This is a genomic window from Streptomyces hyderabadensis, from assembly GCF_020404845.1.
GTDB lineage: Bacteria > Actinomycetota > Actinomycetes > Streptomycetales > Streptomycetaceae > Streptomyces > Streptomyces hyderabadensis.
The window spans coordinates 112578-128118 of the sequence record NZ_JAIOJZ010000017.1 but is presented as its reverse complement, the minus strand read 5'-3'; the positions used below and the strand labels follow the sequence as shown (position 1 = coordinate 128118).

The window sequence follows — 15541 nt, the reverse complement described above, 5'->3', positions numbered from 1 at the left end:
TTCTCATTCACTCCAAATGAACTCAAGTCCTTTCGCTCTCCTCGCCCTCGACTTCGACTGAGATGCGCCCGCACGGCGCATCTCAGTCCTCGTCTGCGGTGACGGCTCATCCCTGCGGAGAATCGGCGCGATTTGGCCCCGAGCCGACCGATAGCGTCGCCTACGCAAGGCCATGAGGAAGGCTTGGTGCGTGTCGGGTGAGGTCAACGCTGGATGTCACCGAAACAGGTCCGGGACTGGGCAGACATCCAATGCCTCCCCCGGCCGATCCGCCCACTGCCACCAGGTATGCCGGTCAATGCATCGCCACAGCGACCGGCAGGCCCGTCCGGCCGTCGTCGTCCCGCTTGGACAGCACAAGACCGCCGGACTTCAGTGGCTGGCTGCACTCGGGACAGAGCTGGGCGTCGTCGGCCATACGGCGAACTTTAGGCCGGACCACCGGTTGATCGGGATCTCATAAACGAATCCCGCAGTGAGCCGCGAGGCGGGCACCACGATGTCCGCCTTTTCGACGGGTCGGCCGCCGTCGCCGTAGTACGTCCGCCAGACGTGTGTGACCAGTGCGGCCCTCCTCTCAGATCAGCATCACCATGGACGTCTACACGCACGTCGTGCAGGACACGCAGCGCGAGGCCATGAGCCACATGGACCGGCTGCTCAGGAAGCGGCGCCCTGATCGTGAGTGATCGCCCGCGTTGATGCCAGAAGCGGATGTTAATGGCCACCCAGGAACGTTCCTAGGTGGCCTTTTCCCTTGTGCCCCCGGCAGGATTCGAACCTGCGACACCCGCTTTAGGAGTTCGATCTACGCCTGCCCCTGGTGCCGTGGTCGGCTGGTCCGACGGTCGCGCGGGGGTGCTGCTGTATGCCGCCGTCCGGCCTCGTTGATGTCAGCGTTGGATGTCAGCGAAACAGCTCCGGAGCTGGGCAGACCTCCAATGCCTCCTCCGGTCGATCCGCCCACTGCCACCAGGTATGCCGGTCGATGCATCGCCACAGAGACCGGCAGGCCCTCCGGCCGTCGTCGTCTCGCTTGGACAGCACGAGACCGCCGGACTTCAGTGGCTGGCTGCACTCGGGACAGAGCTGGGCGTCGTCGGCCATACGGCGAACGCTAGGCCGGGCTAGCGGTTGATCGGGATCTCGTAGACGATTTCGCAGTGAGCCGCGGGCACCACGATGTCCGCCGTTTCGACGGGCCTACCGTCGTCGCTGTAGTACGTCCGTCGGATGTGTGTGACCAGTGCGGCCTTCTGGATGCCGAGTAGCGACGCCTCCTTGGCGGTCGCCTGCCTGGGCTCAGGCTGCTCCACGGCGTGGCTGACCGTGATGCCGATCGCGGCCATGCGGTTCACGACGCCCGCGCCTGCGTGCGGTCCTCCCTCGGGGAGAACGACGAGAGTCCCGGCGGTGAGGTCGTACGGCTCCCAACTGGTCGAGAGCTGCACGGGCCTGCCGTCGGCCAGAAACTCGTACGCGGTTCGGATACACAGCTCGCCCTCGGCGATCCCGAGTCGGGCGGCGATCTCCGCCGGGGCCGGCACCTTGGCGTCGGTCCTGCTCTCCCAGTCGCCCTGCCTGCCGACGGCCTTCATGTCCGCCCGGAACGGCGACCCTTCGGGCTGCTTGCGCGCCGACGACCGCACCACACGTACGCGCTGCCGGGGCTCGGCGACGTAGGTGCCCGAACCGGCTCGGCCTTCCAACACCCCTTGGGAGATCAGCAGCTCTTGAGCCCTGCGGACGACGTTCTCGCCTACGCCGCACTCCTGGCCGATCTGCGCGCGGGAGGGCAGCCGGTCCCCCGGTTCCCACACGTGCTCCGCGATCCGCTGCCGTAGCTCGTCGGCGATGCGGAGATAGGGCGGCTGCTCAGGCATATGGAAAATCTAGTCCACTAGCTCTAATCTAGTTAACTAGCTTCACTCAAAGTGATCGCCGAGTGACGGAGGCTTCCCTGTGCCCGCTTCGCGAGTGAGCGCGGAGGCCATCGCCGCTCGGTTATCGGCGGTCGGGCTCACCACACGCGTGGAGGAGCGCGACCGGTGCACGTCGGTCGAGGCGGAGGTGCCGGAATCGCTCTCCGCCGAGTCATGGCGGGAGGTCCTGGAAGTCGTGGCGGAGGCCGATCGATTCGGGCTTCACGCCACCAGCTTGAACGGCCGCACCCTTTGGGCGGTCGTACGCAAAGCGGTCCCCACGACGGGCGATGTCGGGGGACCGAGCTATCAGCGATAGGAGCTGAGCAGCGTGCTCAACCGTATCCGCCGTGCCGTCTCGCTCGCCAGAGCGCGGTACTTCCCCAAGGGCAGGCACCGCCGAGACTTAACGTCGTCCCGGACGGCTGTGGCGACGCCTCCCGTGCTCGCCGTAGAACCGCCGGCCGTCCCGGAGTGGATGCCGGACACCGCTGACCGCCTTCGCCTGCTCCTGGGCGAGGACAACGTGCTCGTCCGTCCGTACGTGTTGGCCTGGGAGCGGCAGCGTGCACGTCAGCGCTCGGTGGTCGTGGCGCCGCGACTGTCGGCTGAGGCATTCTCGGCTCTGGCAGGTGCTCGCTGATGCTCCCTCGTCAACAGCTCCACGTATCGGAGATCGGGGCTGCTGCCTACCGGTCGACTGCATGCAGAGTTGGCACTCACGCAGCCTGTACGGAAGCGTCGCCATCTCCTGCGCGGGTCGACCTGCCGGTGATCTACGAGACGTGCGCCTGCCCCTGCCACCCCGCGCCGGACCACTCCACGCGACGGGCGGTGAAGCGGTGAGCAACTGGGCCCCCGGGGGTGCGCTGGCATCCAACGTCGAGATCACGGCAGCCACCGTTCTGCGGGGCGACATCATCCAAGTCGGCGGTCGGGCATGCCGGGTGAGCGACCTCTTTCAGTTGCCCCAGGGCGCGAAGCAACTCCTGTTCGAGTCGGGGGAGCTGCTGACCATGAACGGGCGGACCCGGCTCGTCGCCGTGCGGATGACGAGAAGGCGGTGACGCGGTCCATGACGTCTCGCCGCTTCGTCGTCGCTGACGACCTGAGACGCCAGATCACGACCGGTCGAGTCGGACCCGGCGAACGGCTTCCGTCTGAGTCCGCCCTGGCCGACCGGTACAAGGTCAGCACGGCCACACTGCGAAGCGCCCTCGCCGTACTCCAGGGAGAAGGCCTCGTCGAGAAGATCCACGGTAAGGGCAACTTCGTCCGCCGCCCCCTGCGAAAGATCACGTACGTCGGTGGATGGGGCACGCTGGATCCTCGAACTGCCGCAGACGTGGACCTGCGCGTGACAGTGCGCACTACGGCACTTTCCGCGCGGGGGCACCTGACAGCGCTGCTGAAGGTGGATGTCGGAAGTCCACTGACCGAATTCCTCCGACTCAGCTACGAGGGAGAGTCCCCGCACAGCCTGGCCCGCGTCTACGTACCGCGAGACCTGACACCGACCACGGCGCTCGGCAACCGGTCCTCAAGGGCGTGGGCGGAAGCCAGCTTCTCTGTGCCGGACCCGCCGCCAGCCGAGGTGCACGAGACGGTGTCCGCCCGTCTCCCGACGCCGGATGAGGCGTCGACCCTGCGGATCAACACAACCTTGGCCGTCCTCGCGATCACTCGCGTTGCGGCAGATAGCACCGGGCGAGTCATTGAGGCGGCACTACTGGTGTTCCCTGGGGATCGTGTCGACGCCGTCTTCAGCACCCACCACGTGATCGAAGAAAGGCAGGCGCACAGATGACGCCGCAGAACGAACTACGACTCCTCCCGTGGTCGGGCCCGGACGGCAAGCCCTGCTACCTGAGCACCGATGACAGCGGCGGCTACATGTCCCGCCTGGCGGACAACATCGAAGCGGTACAGTTCGGGATGGCAACCGATCTTCTGGAGCGGGCCGCGGGAGCCCTCGGCGACCAGGACGCCAGCCGCGATGACCTGCGGCTCATGCTGACCGAAGTGACCCGAGCCCTACGAGACGTGGTCCGCGTGGCAACCAGCCGCGGTCACCTCCTGGCGGTGAGCGATCTCCAGTCCTAAAGGACACGGTCAAGGCGGCGTCCCTGGGGTGGCCTCCTGTCAGTGCTCAGAAGCCCGTCACCGCTCCCGCTGACCGGCGGGCCTAACAAAGGCCCACGGCTCTGACCAGTTCAGATGCCGTGGGCTTCTGTCGTTCATGGTCGGCATCGGCTGGCCTCGCACGGCCCAGAGACGGCCCGGCACTGAGCGCGCCGGTAGTGTTCGGACACTGGTCATCGAGCTAAGGGGATGTCGCTCATGAACGAAGACGAGATCGCGAGGGCGGTCAGGCACGGACTGCACCAGTACGATGCTGACCGACGTGCGGCCGAGCGCCGATGGGCTAGAAAGACCGCTCTTACACTGTTCGTCGTTGCCCTCGTCTTCGGCCTACTGATACTGGCTTCCTTCGGCAAGCTGTGAGAGCGAAGCGGCCGGCCGCTCCTTAAGGGCTTTGATACGGCTCCTCTCAGCTCGTTTTGTAGCTTCCTGCACAGCCACAACTGATCACGCGCGGCCGTGACCTGCGGCCGCCTTATGGATCAACGCCGTGACCTGCTGCTGAGCTGTCGGCAGCTGTCGACGTTGGTCAACGCTGAGCGCCCTTCCACGGCCCTAGGACGGCCCGGGAGGGCGCTCGTGTGCACGATATGGCGAACGACCTCTTCATCCCGAAGCAACTTGGGTGGCGTTCTAACCTGGAGCGTATGCGCCTTTCGCCCCCGGCGATGGTCCGTGGTTGTTAGTGGCTGTCCGCTGCTATCTATCGGTGTTGTCACTCGGTTGGACACTCAACCGGACCTACTTAGGTGACTTCTGAAGGCCATCTGCACCCACGGCTTCGGAAGCCCTATAGAGGAAATCCAGGTATTTCTCATAGGAAGCGGTTCGAGCCGCTTCCATGGCCTCTATGGTCCCGCTCGCATCGGGGGCCATTACGTCGAGCACTTCATGCCTGAAGTCTGTCAGGCTGGCGCTGAGATCCACTGCTGCTGAGATCACCGATGGCGGGCCCTCGATGTAGACCTGAGCTTCGAGGTGCTTGAGTGCACGCCGGGCCTCGGTCGAGGCGTCGTACAAGTTGCGGGCCCCTTCATAGCGCTCCTCGCGCACTGCAACGATCGGGGAATTAAGGTGCAAATCCAGCAATTGGCAGGCATTGTCCAATCGATCGTGTTCTTCCCGGCATGCCTCGACGAAGGCGACGTATGTGGCCTTCCGCGGCTCTCTGATGAGCCGCACATGCTCTGCGAGTATCTGTGAGCGAGCCTGCGAACGGGCGAGGAGCGCGGCTATCACGCCAGCTCCCCCGGTGCCGACAGCGCCCACGGCGGCGCCAAGTACAGCTGCGAGTCCTGCGTCCATTTTTCCAAGTCTGCCGGATCTTGCTCGCCGCCACTCCCAGTTCCGCATCGTTGCACTGACGGTCGGCGGAGCGGCTTTGGGCTGGAGCTGCTTTGGGGCGAGTGATCTTGGCCCCGTAAGCTGATGGCGAGTCGGGCAGTCTGTGGACCTGCCCGTTAAAGCACGACGTTGGGGCCAAGATCTTAGAGGCTCGCCCCAAAGTGGCTGCCTAAAGCCGTGGAGCCGACCGCCCCAGCCACAGAGGGTGTCTCCCCACTTCATGCCCGCAGCCGCCGAGCGCGCCGCCGGGCGCGGCCAGCCGGGGCGAAGACAGGAGGCGGGCCGCGCCGTAGAGGCGGCGCGCGCCCGCGCCGTGCGTGGGCCTTGATGAAGTAGGGAAAGTCTTATCCCGCTGGGATGAGGTGCTTGCCGTCGTGGCTTCGTACGTGGGGGCCGTTGCCGTCCAGGGCGTCCAGGAGGCGGATGGCGTAGACCTCGGCCATGCGGTCGCTTACCTCGTCGGGTGTGAGCCAGGAGACGGCTGTGGACTCGCTTGAGGTGCGTTCGGTGCCGCCGGAGGGCTTGCAGCGGAAGACCAGGGCGACGATGCCTCGGGTGGTGTTCTTGTAGACGCCGGTGAGTTCGTCGACCTCGACGTGGATGCCTGTCTCTTCCCAGACTTCGCGGGCTACGCCGGCCTCTGGGGTCTCGTTGAGTTCGAGTACGCCTCCGGGGAGTTCCCAGGTGCCGTTGTCGGCTCGGCGGATGGCCAGGAGGCGGCCGTCTTCGCGCACGACGACTCCGGCTACGGATACGGAGTGCAGGGGCGTCGACGTTGCTTCCTGTGGTTGACTCATGTACAGGAGCATAGGAGGCAGAGAAGGACTATGGGAACTGCGGTAGAGGGGGGCAGGTCCGGGCCTCGGTACGTGCAGATCGCGGACGAGATCGTGCAGCAGATCCGGGCGGGTGTGCTCAAGCCCGGTGACATGGTGCCGAGTGAATCGGAGCTGGTGGACCGCTATGGCGTGTCCGGGGGCACGATCCGCAAGGCCATGGTCGAGGTGCGGGCGAGCGGGCTCGTGGAGACCCGGCACGGCAAGGGCTCGATCGTGAAGGACCGGCCGCCTGTGCGGCACCGTTCCTCCGACCGTTTCCGGCGCTCGCTCCGCCAGGGGGGCAAGGCCGCGTACCTCGCGGAGTCCGCACAGTCCGGCGCCACGGCCAAGGTGAGCGTCCTCTACATCGGCCCCATGGAGGCTCCCGCGGATGCCGCTCAGCGGCTCGGTGTCCCCGCCGGCACTCAGGTGCTGGCCCGGCGGCGCCTCTACTTCCGCAACGGCACCCCGGTCGAGACCGCCTCCTCCTACCTCCCGTGGGACGTCGTCAAGGACATCCCGGAGCTGTTCGCCGAGAACCCCGGCGGCGGTGGCATCTATGCCCGGCTCGAAGACCATGGGCATGAGTTCGCGGAGTTCGTCGAGACGCTGCAAGCGCGGCCGGCCTCCAAAGCGGAAGCCTCCGAGCTGGCGCTGAGTCCAGGTGCGCCGGTGGTTCACCTGGTCCGGGAGGCCCGTACGACGGCCGGGGTCGTGGTGGAGGTCTGCGACACGCTCATGGCTGCTGATCAGTTCGTTTTCGAGTATCGGATCCCAGCCGACGACTGACGCTCGCTCAACTTCCTGCAACCCGTCGTGACTTCGATGTCGCGGCGGGTTGACTCATGTACAGGAGTGGTGCACTCTTCTTCATGTCACTCATATACATGAGTGACGGAGTTCAGCACCTGTAGAGGAGTGTTCTGTGCGTCAGATCCCCGTCGACACCTCCGCCGCGACCGTGATGGTCGCCAAGACCCCGCAGCCCAAGGTGCGTGACCGCCGTACCGGCGAGATCGCCACCGACGCCGAGACCGGCGCGAAGCTGATGACCGTGGACGTGATGTTCGCGGCCAACGACGAAGTCGAGATCCTGTCCGTGACCGTCCCGGAGACCGGCATCTCCGGGGACCTGACCATGGGCACCCCGGCCGCGCTCACGGGGCTGGTCGCCCGGCCGTGGGAGAACGAGTTCAACGGCCAGAAGCGGCACGGCATCGCCTTCCGCGCGGTCGCCGTTACCTCGCTGGCCACCACGGGCACGGGCTCGAAGGCGGCCTGAGCCATGACGTGGCCGACGGTCTTACTGCTGGTGGTCGTCGCCGCTGCGGGTCTCCTGCGGTGGCGGCGTCCCGCCTGGTACTGGATGACCTTCGGGGTCACCTTCGCTGTCGTGCGCGTCCTGGTCCGCTACGCCTCCGTCATGGAGGCCTGCGGGCTGACGGTCCCGCCCTCGCGCTGGCGCCTCATGCTGGCCCGGATGACCAATCGCCCGGCGCCGGAGTCCCGCGCGCCGCGCATTCTGCGGCTGCGGCCCACCCACACCGGCCTGGTCCTCCGGCTCAAACTCCGGCCGGGACAGGACGCCTTCGACGTCGCCGCCGCTTCGGACCGGCTGCGCCATTCCTTCGGGATGTACGGCGTCACCTCCCGTGAGCTGCGCTCCGGTGTGGTCGAGATCCGGATGACCGGCTACGACGTGCTCAAGCGGGTGCAGATGCCGGCCAAGACCGACACCCGGCCGATGCGTGTTCCGGTCGCGCTGCGGGAGGACGGCTCGGTGCACTACCGCGACTACCGCGCCGTCCCGCACGGTCTGACCCTCGGCGCTACGGAGTCCGGCAAGTCCGTCTATCAACGCAACCTCGTCGCCGGGCTCGCCCCGCAGCACGTCGCGCTGGTCGGCATCGACTGCAAGCAAGGGGTCGAGCTGTTCCCGCTGGCCCGCCGGTTCTCCGCGCTCGCCGACAACCCCGACACCGCGCTGGAACTGCTGGAGGCGCTGATGTCCCACATGCAGGACGTGTACCAGCTCATCCGCGCCGAACAGCGGATCAGCGTTGCCGTGCCGGATGCGGAGATCGCCGCCGACATCTGGGACCTGCCCGAGGACCTGCGGCCGGTGCCGGTCGTCGTCCTGGTCGACGAGGTCGCCGAACTCGCGCTCTTCGCCAGCAAGGAGGAAGAGAAGCGCCGGGACCGGATCATCACTGCCCTGGTCCGTCTCGCCCAGCTCGGTCGCGCGGCCGGCGTCTACCTGGAGATCTGCGGGCAGCGCTTCGGATCCGAACTCGGCAAGGGCATCACCATGCTCCGCGCCCAGCTCACCGGCCGCACCGCCCACCGCGTCAACGACGAGACGTCCGCGAACATGGCCTTCGGCGACATCGCCCCGGACGCCGTCCTCGCCGCCATCCAGATCCCAGCCGAAACGCGCGGCATCGCCATCGCCGGGGACTCCACCGGCGGCTGGCACCGCATCCGCGCCCCGCACACCACGCTGCGCCAGGCCGTGAACGTCTGCAACAAGCACGCCGACCGCACCCCCGAGCTGCCCGGCCTCGCGCCCTTCCGGCCTGCGGTCGCTCCGCTGCCCTCGGCCCGCGTGCCGCTGTCCAAGACAGCCCCCGCCACCGCCTGAAACCTTCCCCTCCCACGGTCGGCGCGACCGCCCTTCGCGCCGGGTCCCTACCCCCGCCATGCCTGATCACAGGAAGGAGCCGTGATGGCCCGCCCCGCTCTCCGTATCGACGCCGTACTTGTCCAAGCCGTCATCGCCGGGGCGCTGTCCTTCGCCCACCTCCACGACCTCGCCGCCGCTGCCGGACAGACCGGCTGGAAAGCCTGGGCCTATCCCGTCTCGGTCGACCTGCTCCTGGTCGCCGCCTGGCGACGGCTGCGTGCCGATGGGCCGTCCCGGCTGGCCTGGTGCTGGTTCGTCATCGCCCTGGTCGCCTCACTCGGCGCCAACGTCGCCACCGCCGGGCTCCTCGACCTCGGCGACGTTCCGGCCTGGCTGCGCATCCTCGTCGCGGCCTGGCCCGCCCTGGCCTTCATGGGCGGCACCCTCCTCGCCCACTCACCCGCCGACCCCGCCCCGGCTCCGCCGGCACCCTCCACTCCGGCTCAGGACTCCGTGCCCGATACGGCCGCCGCTGAGCCGAGCCCGGCGACCGAACCTCCCGTCGTCCCGCAGATCGAGGAAATTCCCGCCCTGCCCACGGCCGTGCCGGTCCCGGCTGCGCTCGTCGACCACGCTCGCAAGGTCGCCGACGACCACCACGCCCGCACCGGCGCGCCGATCGATACCGGCACCCTCCGCGCCCGCCTCGGCGTCCCGCCTCACCTCGCCGACGCCATCGCCGCCCAACTCAACTGACCCGACCGCAACCCGAGAGGAGACCGGCTGACATGCCCGTCCGCGACTTCTTCCACTCCGTCATGCGGATCGGTCCCGTGCAGATCGGCACCCACCGCGACCGCCGGGGCCAGACCAAGCACGCCGCCGTGTGCACCAACGACCGCTGCGGCTGGTCCGCCGACTACTCCAGCCAGTCCGCCGCACAGCTCGCCGCCCGCACCCACCGCTGCCGCGTCAGCTAGGAGGCCACCCGATGGACGTTCCGCTCTGGCTCGCGCTCCTCGCCGTCGGCTACCTCGGCGTCAAGCTCATCCGCCCGCCCTGGTGGCTCATCGCCGTACTCCTCCTCGGTGGCTTCCTCATCGCAGACAGCGTGCTGGCCCCCGTCGTCAACGGCTTCGTCAAGTAGCACGACCCGAAGGGAGAACACCGATGCTCCGCCCGAAGATCCCGACCAACCCCACGCCCGCCGGCCACCTCGCGCCGCCCGTGGTCGTGGAGCCGACCGCCGTCGTGCCGAGTGTGCCGGGCTCGCCTCCTGCTCCGGTCGCTCCGGCGCCGTCCCGGCCCACGGTGCAGCTCACCCCCGGCACCGCCCTCGCCCTCGTCGGCGGCGGAACGGCCGTCGTCCTGGTCGTCGGCGCCGTTCTCGTCTCGATGCTCCTGGCCGTCGCCATCACCGGCGCCTCGGTCGCCGTCTGCGCCCTGGTGATCCGCTCCCTCATCCAGGCCGACGCCAAGCGTCGCTGACCGGCCCCCGGGCGGCCTCGATACCGCCAAGCATCCGCCGCCCGGGCGCCGTCCACAACCGATCTCACAACCGGAAGGAAGCCACCAGCATGGCGCACCGCGCCCCGACCGCGCATGCCCCGCTGCTCGACCCGACCACCCTCGGCGACCTCCTCCGCGTCGCCTCCGCCCCCGACTACACCCGATGGGAAGACCAGATCCGCCGCACCGGCGGCTGCTCCGACCCCATCCACCTCACCGGCTGGACCCTCCACAAAGACAAGACCACCGGCGAGACCCTGCACCACTACACGACCGCCGTTGAGCCCGGCGGACGCCTCCGCCTCGCCTGTGGCAACCGCCGCGCCTCCCGCTGCCCCTCCTGCGCCTGGACCTACGCGGGCGACACCTACCACCTCATCCGCGCGGGCCTGGCCGGAGACGACCGTCGAGACGTCCCCACCACGGTGAGGGATCACCCGCGCGTGTTCGCCACGCTCACCGCTCCCTCCTTCGGGCCGGTCCACAACCGGCCCGATCACGGCGCCTGCCGCTGCGGCACCCAACACGCCCCGGACGCACGGGAACTGGGCACTGCCCTCGACCCGGCGACGTACGACTATGCGGGCGCAGTCTTGTTCAACAACCACGCCGGGCAGCTGTGGCAGCGCTTCACCACCCGCCTGCGCCGCGAACTCGCCGCCCGCGCTGGCCTCACCCGCCGAGAACTCGCCGACCGACTCCGCGTCTCCTACGGCAAGGTCGCCGAATTCCAGAAGCGTGGGGCCCTGCACTTTCACGCCGTGATCCGGCTCGACGGACCGGACGGGCCCGGAACGCCCCCGCCTGCCTGGGCAACGGTCGGCCTCCTCGCCGACGCGATCCACGCCGCTGCGGCGCACTCCTATACGTCCGTCTCCGTCCCGGCCGCAGGGGACCAACCGGCCCGGTCCTTCCGCTGGGGCACACAGCTCGACGTGCGCCCGGTGAAGGCCTTCGGCGACGGCTCCGACATCACCGAACAGGCCGTCGCCTCCTACGTCGCCAAGTACTCCACCAAGGCCGCCGAGAACACCGGCACGCTTGACCGCCGTATCGGCGAGCTCGCGGAACTCGACCGCCACCAGGTCCCGGACCACACCCGTCGACTCATCACCGCATGCCGCGACCTGGACCGCCTCTACCCGGACCGGCGCCTCTGGGCCTGGGCTCACATGCTCGGCTTCCGCGGTCACTTCTCCTCCAAGTCCCGCCGCTTCTCCATCACCCTCGGGGCCCTGCGCCAGACACGTGCCGACTACCGCGCCGCCCAGGAACACACCGCCCTCGCCCTGGACGACCGCGAGCCGGACACCGTCCTCGTCCTCACCGACTGGCAGTACGCCGGCCACGGCCACACCCCCGGTGAATCCGCCCTCGCCGCCACCATCGCCCGGGACCTCCAGCTCAACCGAGAAACCGCACGCGAAGCACTGCAAGACCAACTGGCCCTGGAAGGAGCCGCCGCATGACCGCCGCCACTGCCACCGCCGAGCTGCTGACCGTGCCGGAAGTCATGGCGCGTCTCAAGGTCGGACGCTCGAAGGTCTACGACCTGATCCGCTCGCGTCGACTCGTCTCGATCAAGATCGATGGGGCGCGTCGTATCCCTGCTGCCGCTGTTCGGGACTTCGTCCTCGGCCAGATCGAGGAGGCTGCCTGATGGCTGGTCCGCGCAAGCGCAATCCGAACGGCGCCGGCACCATCACCAAGCGCAAGGACGGCCGATACCAGTGCGCCGTGTACGTCCTTCAGCCGGACGGCACTCGCGCTCGCAAGTTCGCCTACGGCAAGACCTGGGCCGAGTGCGACGTCAAGCGCCGGGAGCTGCTGGCCAAAGTGGACCAGGGCGTGCCCGTGCCCACCAAGTCGGCCAAGCTCTCCGAGTGGCTGCCGTACTGGCTGGACAACGTCATCAAGCCTCGGCGGAAGCTCAGCACGTACGACAAGTACGAGGCGCACGTCCGGCTCTACCTCGTGCCGCTGCTCGGCGCCAAGCGGCTTGAATCCCTCGGCGTCGCCGACGTGCGCCGCTTCCTCGTCCGTCTGGAGAAGGAGACGACTGCGGCGACTGCCAAGGAATCTCACCGCGTCCTGCGATCGGCGCTGTCTTCCGCCTGCCGCGAGGAACTGATCACGCGCAACGTCGCCAAGCTGGTCGAGCCGCCTCGCACCGACAACCGCGAACTGAAGCCCTGGACCCTCGACGAGACGCTCGACTTCCTCGCGGCCTCCCGTAAGGACCCGCTCTACGCGGCCTTCGTGCTCGCCATCGCCATGGGGCTCCGCCGGGGAGAGATCATCGGCCTGCGCTGGTCAGACCTCGACCTCGACAGCCGCGTTCTCTACGTCCGCCAGCAGACGCAGCGTCGTCGCGGTGTCCTCTACGACGACGATCCCAAGAGCCGCCGTCGCCGGGCCGTTCCGCTGCCCGCCCTCTGCATCGCGTCCCTGCGCTGGCACCGGATGCGGCAGGCGGCTGCACGGGCCAAGGCAGGGGAGGAGTGGCAGGAGTCCGGCTACGTCTTCACCACTCGCACCGGGCGTCAGGTCGAGCCTCGGAATGTCTACCGCTCCTTCACCCGCGTCGCCGAGTCCGCCGGTCTCCGCGTCATCCGGCTGCACGACGCGCGGCACGGCACCGCCACGCTTCTCACGGCGGCTGGAGTCGCGCCCCGCGTCGTGATGGAGATCCTGGGCCACTCCCAGATCAGCATCACCATGGACGTCTACACCCACGTCGTCCAGGACACGCAGCGCGAAGCCATGAGCCACATGGACCGGCTGCTCAGGAAGAGGCGCCCCGATCGTGCATGACCGTCCGCGTTGATGTCAGAGATGGATGTCAAAGGGCAGCTACTGGATTCAGTAGCTGCCCTTTTCCCATGTGCCCCCGGCAGGATTCGAACCTGCGACACCCGCTTTAGGAGAGCGGTGCTCTATCCCCTGAGCTACGAAGGCGTGCAGTGGGGGTCTGCTGGTGATCGCCACGGTATTCCGGGCGGACATCCTGCGTGACCTGGCCGCTGACGTGAACAGCGTAGCGGATCGAGGTGGAGGGGTGGGGGGAAGTGGGGGGCTGCCGCCAGCACGGGGGGCCTGACCTGGGGATTTTCGCTGTTGCTTCGGGTGCCGCCAGGGGGGGGGCGGCGGCGGTGTCCGGGGCAGGGGTGGCCGTCGTCCGGGCCAGGGCGACCGCGCCGTGCAGGGAGGAGAGGGCGCCGAGGGCCGCCGGTACGACCGGGGGGAGCAGGGCACCCGGACGGGCGAGCAGGGAGAGCTGGGCTGCTGCCTGGTCGGTGAAGCCGGGGACGGCCTGGGCGAAGCCGCCGACGGCGACGGTCGAGGGGTGGAGTAGGTCGGCGGCGCTGACGAGGGCGGCGGCCAGGGCCACGGTGGTGATCCGGAGCGTCCGCGTCGCCCACTCCTCGGGGTTCCGGAGCGCGGCGATCAGGTCCTCCGCGGTGGCCCGGCGCGGGGTCAGGTCGGCGGGACGTGGACGAAGCGGCTTGCGACCGAGAGGTCCGCCTCGATGTGGGCGGCGGTGCGGGACAGCTCCGGGAGGAGATCGGTGCGGCAGTCCGCGGCCGTTCGGCGGGCCGCGTGCATCGCGACGTTCAGGGCCGCCGCCACCCGACCCGTGCGGTCGCGCACCGGGACCGCGAGGGAGCGCAGACCGGCCTCCAGTTCCTCGTCGACCAGCGCGTAACCCCGCGACCGGGCCTCGGGCAGGGCCAGCAGGACGTGACCCGGTGCCGTCGCCCGGGCCGGCAGGCGGGCGCCGACCGTGACGCGGGCGCTCAGGACGCGGGTCGTGGACGCCCGGGCCGTGTACTGGATCTCCTCGCCCGACTCCGACAGCACGGCCAGGGACACCGACTCGTGCACGCGCTCGGTCAGGGCGGTCAGGTGGGGCTGGGCGATCTCGGGGAGGGAGGTGCGGGAGAGGGGCGGGAAGCCCAGGGACAGGACCCGGGGGGTGAGGGTGAAGGTGTGGTCGGGGGCCGGGGTCAGCAGGCCCGCGTGGCCGAGGGTGATGAGGGCTCGGCGGGCGGTCGCGCGGGCCAGGCCGGTGGCCTGCGCGACCTGGGTCAAGGTCAGCGCGGAGCGGCCCTCGCCGAAGGCGGTCAGTACGGTCAGGCCGCGGGCGAGGGACTCCACGAACTCCCGGCCCAGTTCCTGTTTCGAGGCGCCCGTCCAGGTGGCCAGGCCCGCGCGGGGCGGTCCCGGTTCCGGGGGCGGGGCGGTACGCAGGTCGTCCTCCATTGCCGCGACCGCCGCGCGCAGGCGGGGGAGCAGGGCGGTCCGCAGCTCGGGTGCGGTGTGCCGGCTGGTGTGGCTGACCACGCTGGCGACGCAGGCCACCCGGCCGGTGCCGGGATCCCGGACCGGGACCGAGACCGCCACCAGGCCCGGTTCGATCAGTTGGTCGTCCAGTGCGTGGTCGTCCGTTGCCGCCCGCGCCGTACGCAGCACGAAGTCCTCGTCCGGAGCGGGGTGTTCACGGGGCGGTACGGCGGGGAAGGTGCGGTCCTCGGGGTCCGCGGCCCGGCGTTCCCGCCAGCGGAGCCAGTCGGCGTCCGTCCACTCGGTGGCGAACAGCGGCCCGGGGGCGGTGCGTTCGGCCGGGAGCAGGTCGCCGATGCGGAAGCTCAGGGACATGGCGCGGCGGCGGGTGGCCTGGTGGATGAAGCGGATGCCGTCCCGGTCGCCGACCGCCAGCGACACCGACTCGTCCAGTTCGTCGGCCAGGGCGTCGGCGCGGGCGGAGAGCAGGGCGGGCAGGCGGAGCGCGGCCAGATAGGCGTTGCCCAGTTCCATCAGGCGGGGGGCCAGGGTCACGTCGCGGCCGTCCAGGCGGACGTACCCCATGCGGGCGAGGGTCGCCGTGAGGCGGTCGACCGTGGAGCGGGCCAGGCCCGTGCTCTTCTCCAGGGCGCTGAGGCTGAGGGTGCCGTCGCTCGCCCCGGTCAGCCGGCGGAGTACGGCGATGCCGCGGAGCAGGGGCGTGACCGCCTCGGCCGGTGCCACCGCGCCGGTGGCCCGGTCGTGGGCCCCGTCGGGGGCGGCGTGGTGCGGGGTGTGGACGGGCATCGGCTCTCCGGTACGGCGGTCACGGCAGGTCGCCTACGGTAGCCCCGACCGTCCTCACGTCCGCACGTCGACGGTCCTCACGTCGTCACGTC

Annotated in this window: 21 protein-coding genes, 1 tRNA gene and 1 pseudogene; 16 read left to right on the top strand and 7 right to left on the bottom strand. The window is 69.2% G+C overall.

Going from position 1 to position 15541, the window contains the following annotated elements; genetic code table 11:
* Nucleotides 1-295 precede the first annotated feature (295 nt).
* The 3 genes and pseudogenes from K7854_RS37490 to K7854_RS15875 all read right to left on the bottom strand — a co-directional run bounded on the left by K7854_RS37490 (nt 296) and on the right by K7854_RS15875 (nt 1883).
* Entirely contained in the window at nt 296-418 is a 123-nt protein-coding gene (locus K7854_RS37490; RefSeq protein ID WP_264087337.1) for a hypothetical protein, read from the bottom strand.
* Nucleotides 373-576, bottom strand: a pseudogene (locus K7854_RS37910) (hypothetical protein); the annotation flags it as partial. The pseudogene K7854_RS37910 and the gene K7854_RS37490, both read right to left, overlap by 46 nt.
* A 551-nt stretch (nt 577-1127) precedes the next feature.
* Nucleotides 1128-1883, bottom strand: a complete 756-nt coding sequence (locus K7854_RS15875; RefSeq protein ID WP_226027139.1) for a GntR family transcriptional regulator — start codon at nt 1881-1883, stop codon at nt 1128-1130.
* Nucleotides 1884-1962: 79 nt separating this feature from the next.
* On the opposite strand from K7854_RS15875, the gene K7854_RS15870 reads away from it, so the two are divergent.
* The 5 genes from K7854_RS15870 to K7854_RS15850 all read left to right on the top strand — a co-directional run bounded on the left by K7854_RS15870 (nt 1963) and on the right by K7854_RS15850 (nt 4427).
* A complete protein-coding gene (locus tag K7854_RS15870; protein ID WP_226027138.1) occupies nt 1963-2241 on the top strand; it encodes a hypothetical protein in 279 nt (92 codons plus the stop codon).
* A gap of 523 nt (nt 2242-2764) precedes the next feature.
* Nucleotides 2765-2989, top strand: coding sequence for a hypothetical protein (locus K7854_RS15865; protein ID WP_226027137.1), 225 nt, complete (start codon nt 2765-2767; stop codon nt 2987-2989).
* Nucleotides 2990-2997: 8 nt separating this feature from the next.
* Nucleotides 2998-3729, top strand: a complete 732-nt coding sequence (locus tag K7854_RS15860; RefSeq protein WP_226027136.1) for a GntR family transcriptional regulator — start codon at nt 2998-3000, stop codon at nt 3727-3729.
* Complete coding sequence (locus K7854_RS15855; RefSeq protein WP_226027135.1) at nt 3726-4025, top strand: hypothetical protein; 300 nt, start codon at nt 3726-3728, stop codon at nt 4023-4025. Before K7854_RS15860 ends, K7854_RS15855 begins: the two co-directional genes overlap by 4 nt.
* 237 nt (nt 4026-4262) lie before the next feature.
* Complete coding sequence (locus tag K7854_RS15850; protein WP_226027134.1) at nt 4263-4427, top strand: hypothetical protein; 165 nt, start codon at nt 4263-4265, stop codon at nt 4425-4427.
* Between the two features lie 378 nt (nt 4428-4805).
* Here the strand turns inward: K7854_RS15850 and K7854_RS15845 are convergent, their stop codons facing one another.
* Complete coding sequence (locus K7854_RS15845; protein WP_226027133.1) at nt 4806-5369, bottom strand: hypothetical protein; 564 nt, start codon at nt 5367-5369, stop codon at nt 4806-4808.
* A 383-nt stretch (nt 5370-5752) separates the two neighbouring features.
* Nucleotides 5753-6217 (bottom strand): NUDIX hydrolase, encoded by a 465-nt coding sequence (locus K7854_RS15840; RefSeq protein WP_003950169.1) that lies wholly within the window; start codon nt 6215-6217, stop codon nt 5753-5755.
* Nucleotides 6218-6235: 18 nt separating this feature from the next.
* Here K7854_RS15840 and K7854_RS15835 point away from each other — a divergent pair, with 18 nt between their 5' ends.
* The 10 genes from K7854_RS15835 to K7854_RS15790 all read left to right on the top strand — a co-directional run bounded on the left by K7854_RS15835 (nt 6236) and on the right by K7854_RS15790 (nt 13172).
* Nucleotides 6236-7015: a GntR family transcriptional regulator gene (locus tag K7854_RS15835; protein ID WP_226027132.1), complete on the top strand. Its 780-nt coding sequence runs from the start codon at nt 6236-6238 to the stop codon at nt 7013-7015.
* Nucleotides 7016-7151: 136 nt separating this feature from the next.
* Nucleotides 7152-7508, top strand: coding sequence for an SCO3933 family regulatory protein (locus K7854_RS15830; protein ID WP_003950171.1), 357 nt, complete (start codon nt 7152-7154; stop codon nt 7506-7508).
* Nucleotides 7509-7511: 3 nt separating this feature from the next.
* A complete protein-coding gene (locus tag K7854_RS15825; protein ID WP_226027131.1) occupies nt 7512-8867 on the top strand; it encodes an FtsK/SpoIIIE domain-containing protein in 1356 nt (451 codons plus the stop codon).
* A gap of 84 nt (nt 8868-8951) precedes the next feature.
* On the top strand, nt 8952-9605 hold the full coding sequence (locus tag K7854_RS15820) for a DUF2637 domain-containing protein (protein WP_226027130.1): 654 nt from the start codon (nt 8952-8954) through the stop codon (nt 9603-9605).
* 32 nt (nt 9606-9637) lie between these two features.
* Nucleotides 9638-9829, top strand: a complete 192-nt coding sequence (locus K7854_RS15815) for a mobile element transfer protein (RefSeq protein WP_226027129.1) — start codon at nt 9638-9640, stop codon at nt 9827-9829.
* Between the two features lie 11 nt (nt 9830-9840).
* Nucleotides 9841-9996 carry a hypothetical protein gene (locus K7854_RS15810; RefSeq protein WP_003950175.1) on the top strand — a complete coding sequence of 52 codons (156 nt, stop codon included), beginning with the start codon at nt 9841-9843 and terminating at the stop codon, nt 9994-9996.
* A 23-nt stretch (nt 9997-10019) separates the two neighbouring features.
* Nucleotides 10020-10337, top strand: a complete 318-nt coding sequence (locus K7854_RS15805) for a SpdD-like protein (protein WP_226027128.1) — start codon at nt 10020-10022, stop codon at nt 10335-10337.
* An 89-nt stretch (nt 10338-10426) separates the two neighbouring features.
* On the top strand, nt 10427-11827 hold the full coding sequence (gene repSA, locus K7854_RS15800) for a replication initiator protein RepSA (protein WP_226027127.1): 1401 nt from the start codon (nt 10427-10429) through the stop codon (nt 11825-11827).
* On the top strand, nt 11824-12018 hold the full coding sequence (locus K7854_RS15795) for a helix-turn-helix domain-containing protein (protein ID WP_053637601.1): 195 nt from the start codon (nt 11824-11826) through the stop codon (nt 12016-12018). Before repSA ends, K7854_RS15795 begins: the two co-directional genes overlap by 4 nt.
* Entirely contained in the window at nt 12018-13172 is a 1155-nt protein-coding gene (locus K7854_RS15790; RefSeq protein ID WP_226027126.1) for a tyrosine-type recombinase/integrase, read from the top strand. The genes K7854_RS15795 and K7854_RS15790 overlap by 1 nt, the downstream gene beginning before the upstream one ends.
* A gap of 71 nt (nt 13173-13243) precedes the next feature.
* Here the strand turns inward: K7854_RS15790 and K7854_RS15785 are convergent.
* Nucleotides 13244-13316: transfer RNA gene (locus K7854_RS15785), tRNA-Arg, on the bottom strand.
* A 241-nt stretch (nt 13317-13557) separates the two neighbouring features.
* Here K7854_RS15785 and K7854_RS37485 point away from each other — a divergent pair.
* Nucleotides 13558-13713, top strand: a complete 156-nt coding sequence (locus K7854_RS37485) for a hypothetical protein (RefSeq protein ID WP_264087336.1) — start codon at nt 13558-13560, stop codon at nt 13711-13713.
* A 122-nt stretch (nt 13714-13835) separates the two neighbouring features.
* Here the strand turns inward: K7854_RS37485 and K7854_RS15775 are convergent, their stop codons facing one another.
* Entirely contained in the window at nt 13836-15449 is a 1614-nt protein-coding gene (locus tag K7854_RS15775) for an IclR family transcriptional regulator domain-containing protein (RefSeq protein WP_226027125.1), read from the bottom strand.
* Nucleotides 15450-15541: the final 92 nt, after the last annotated feature.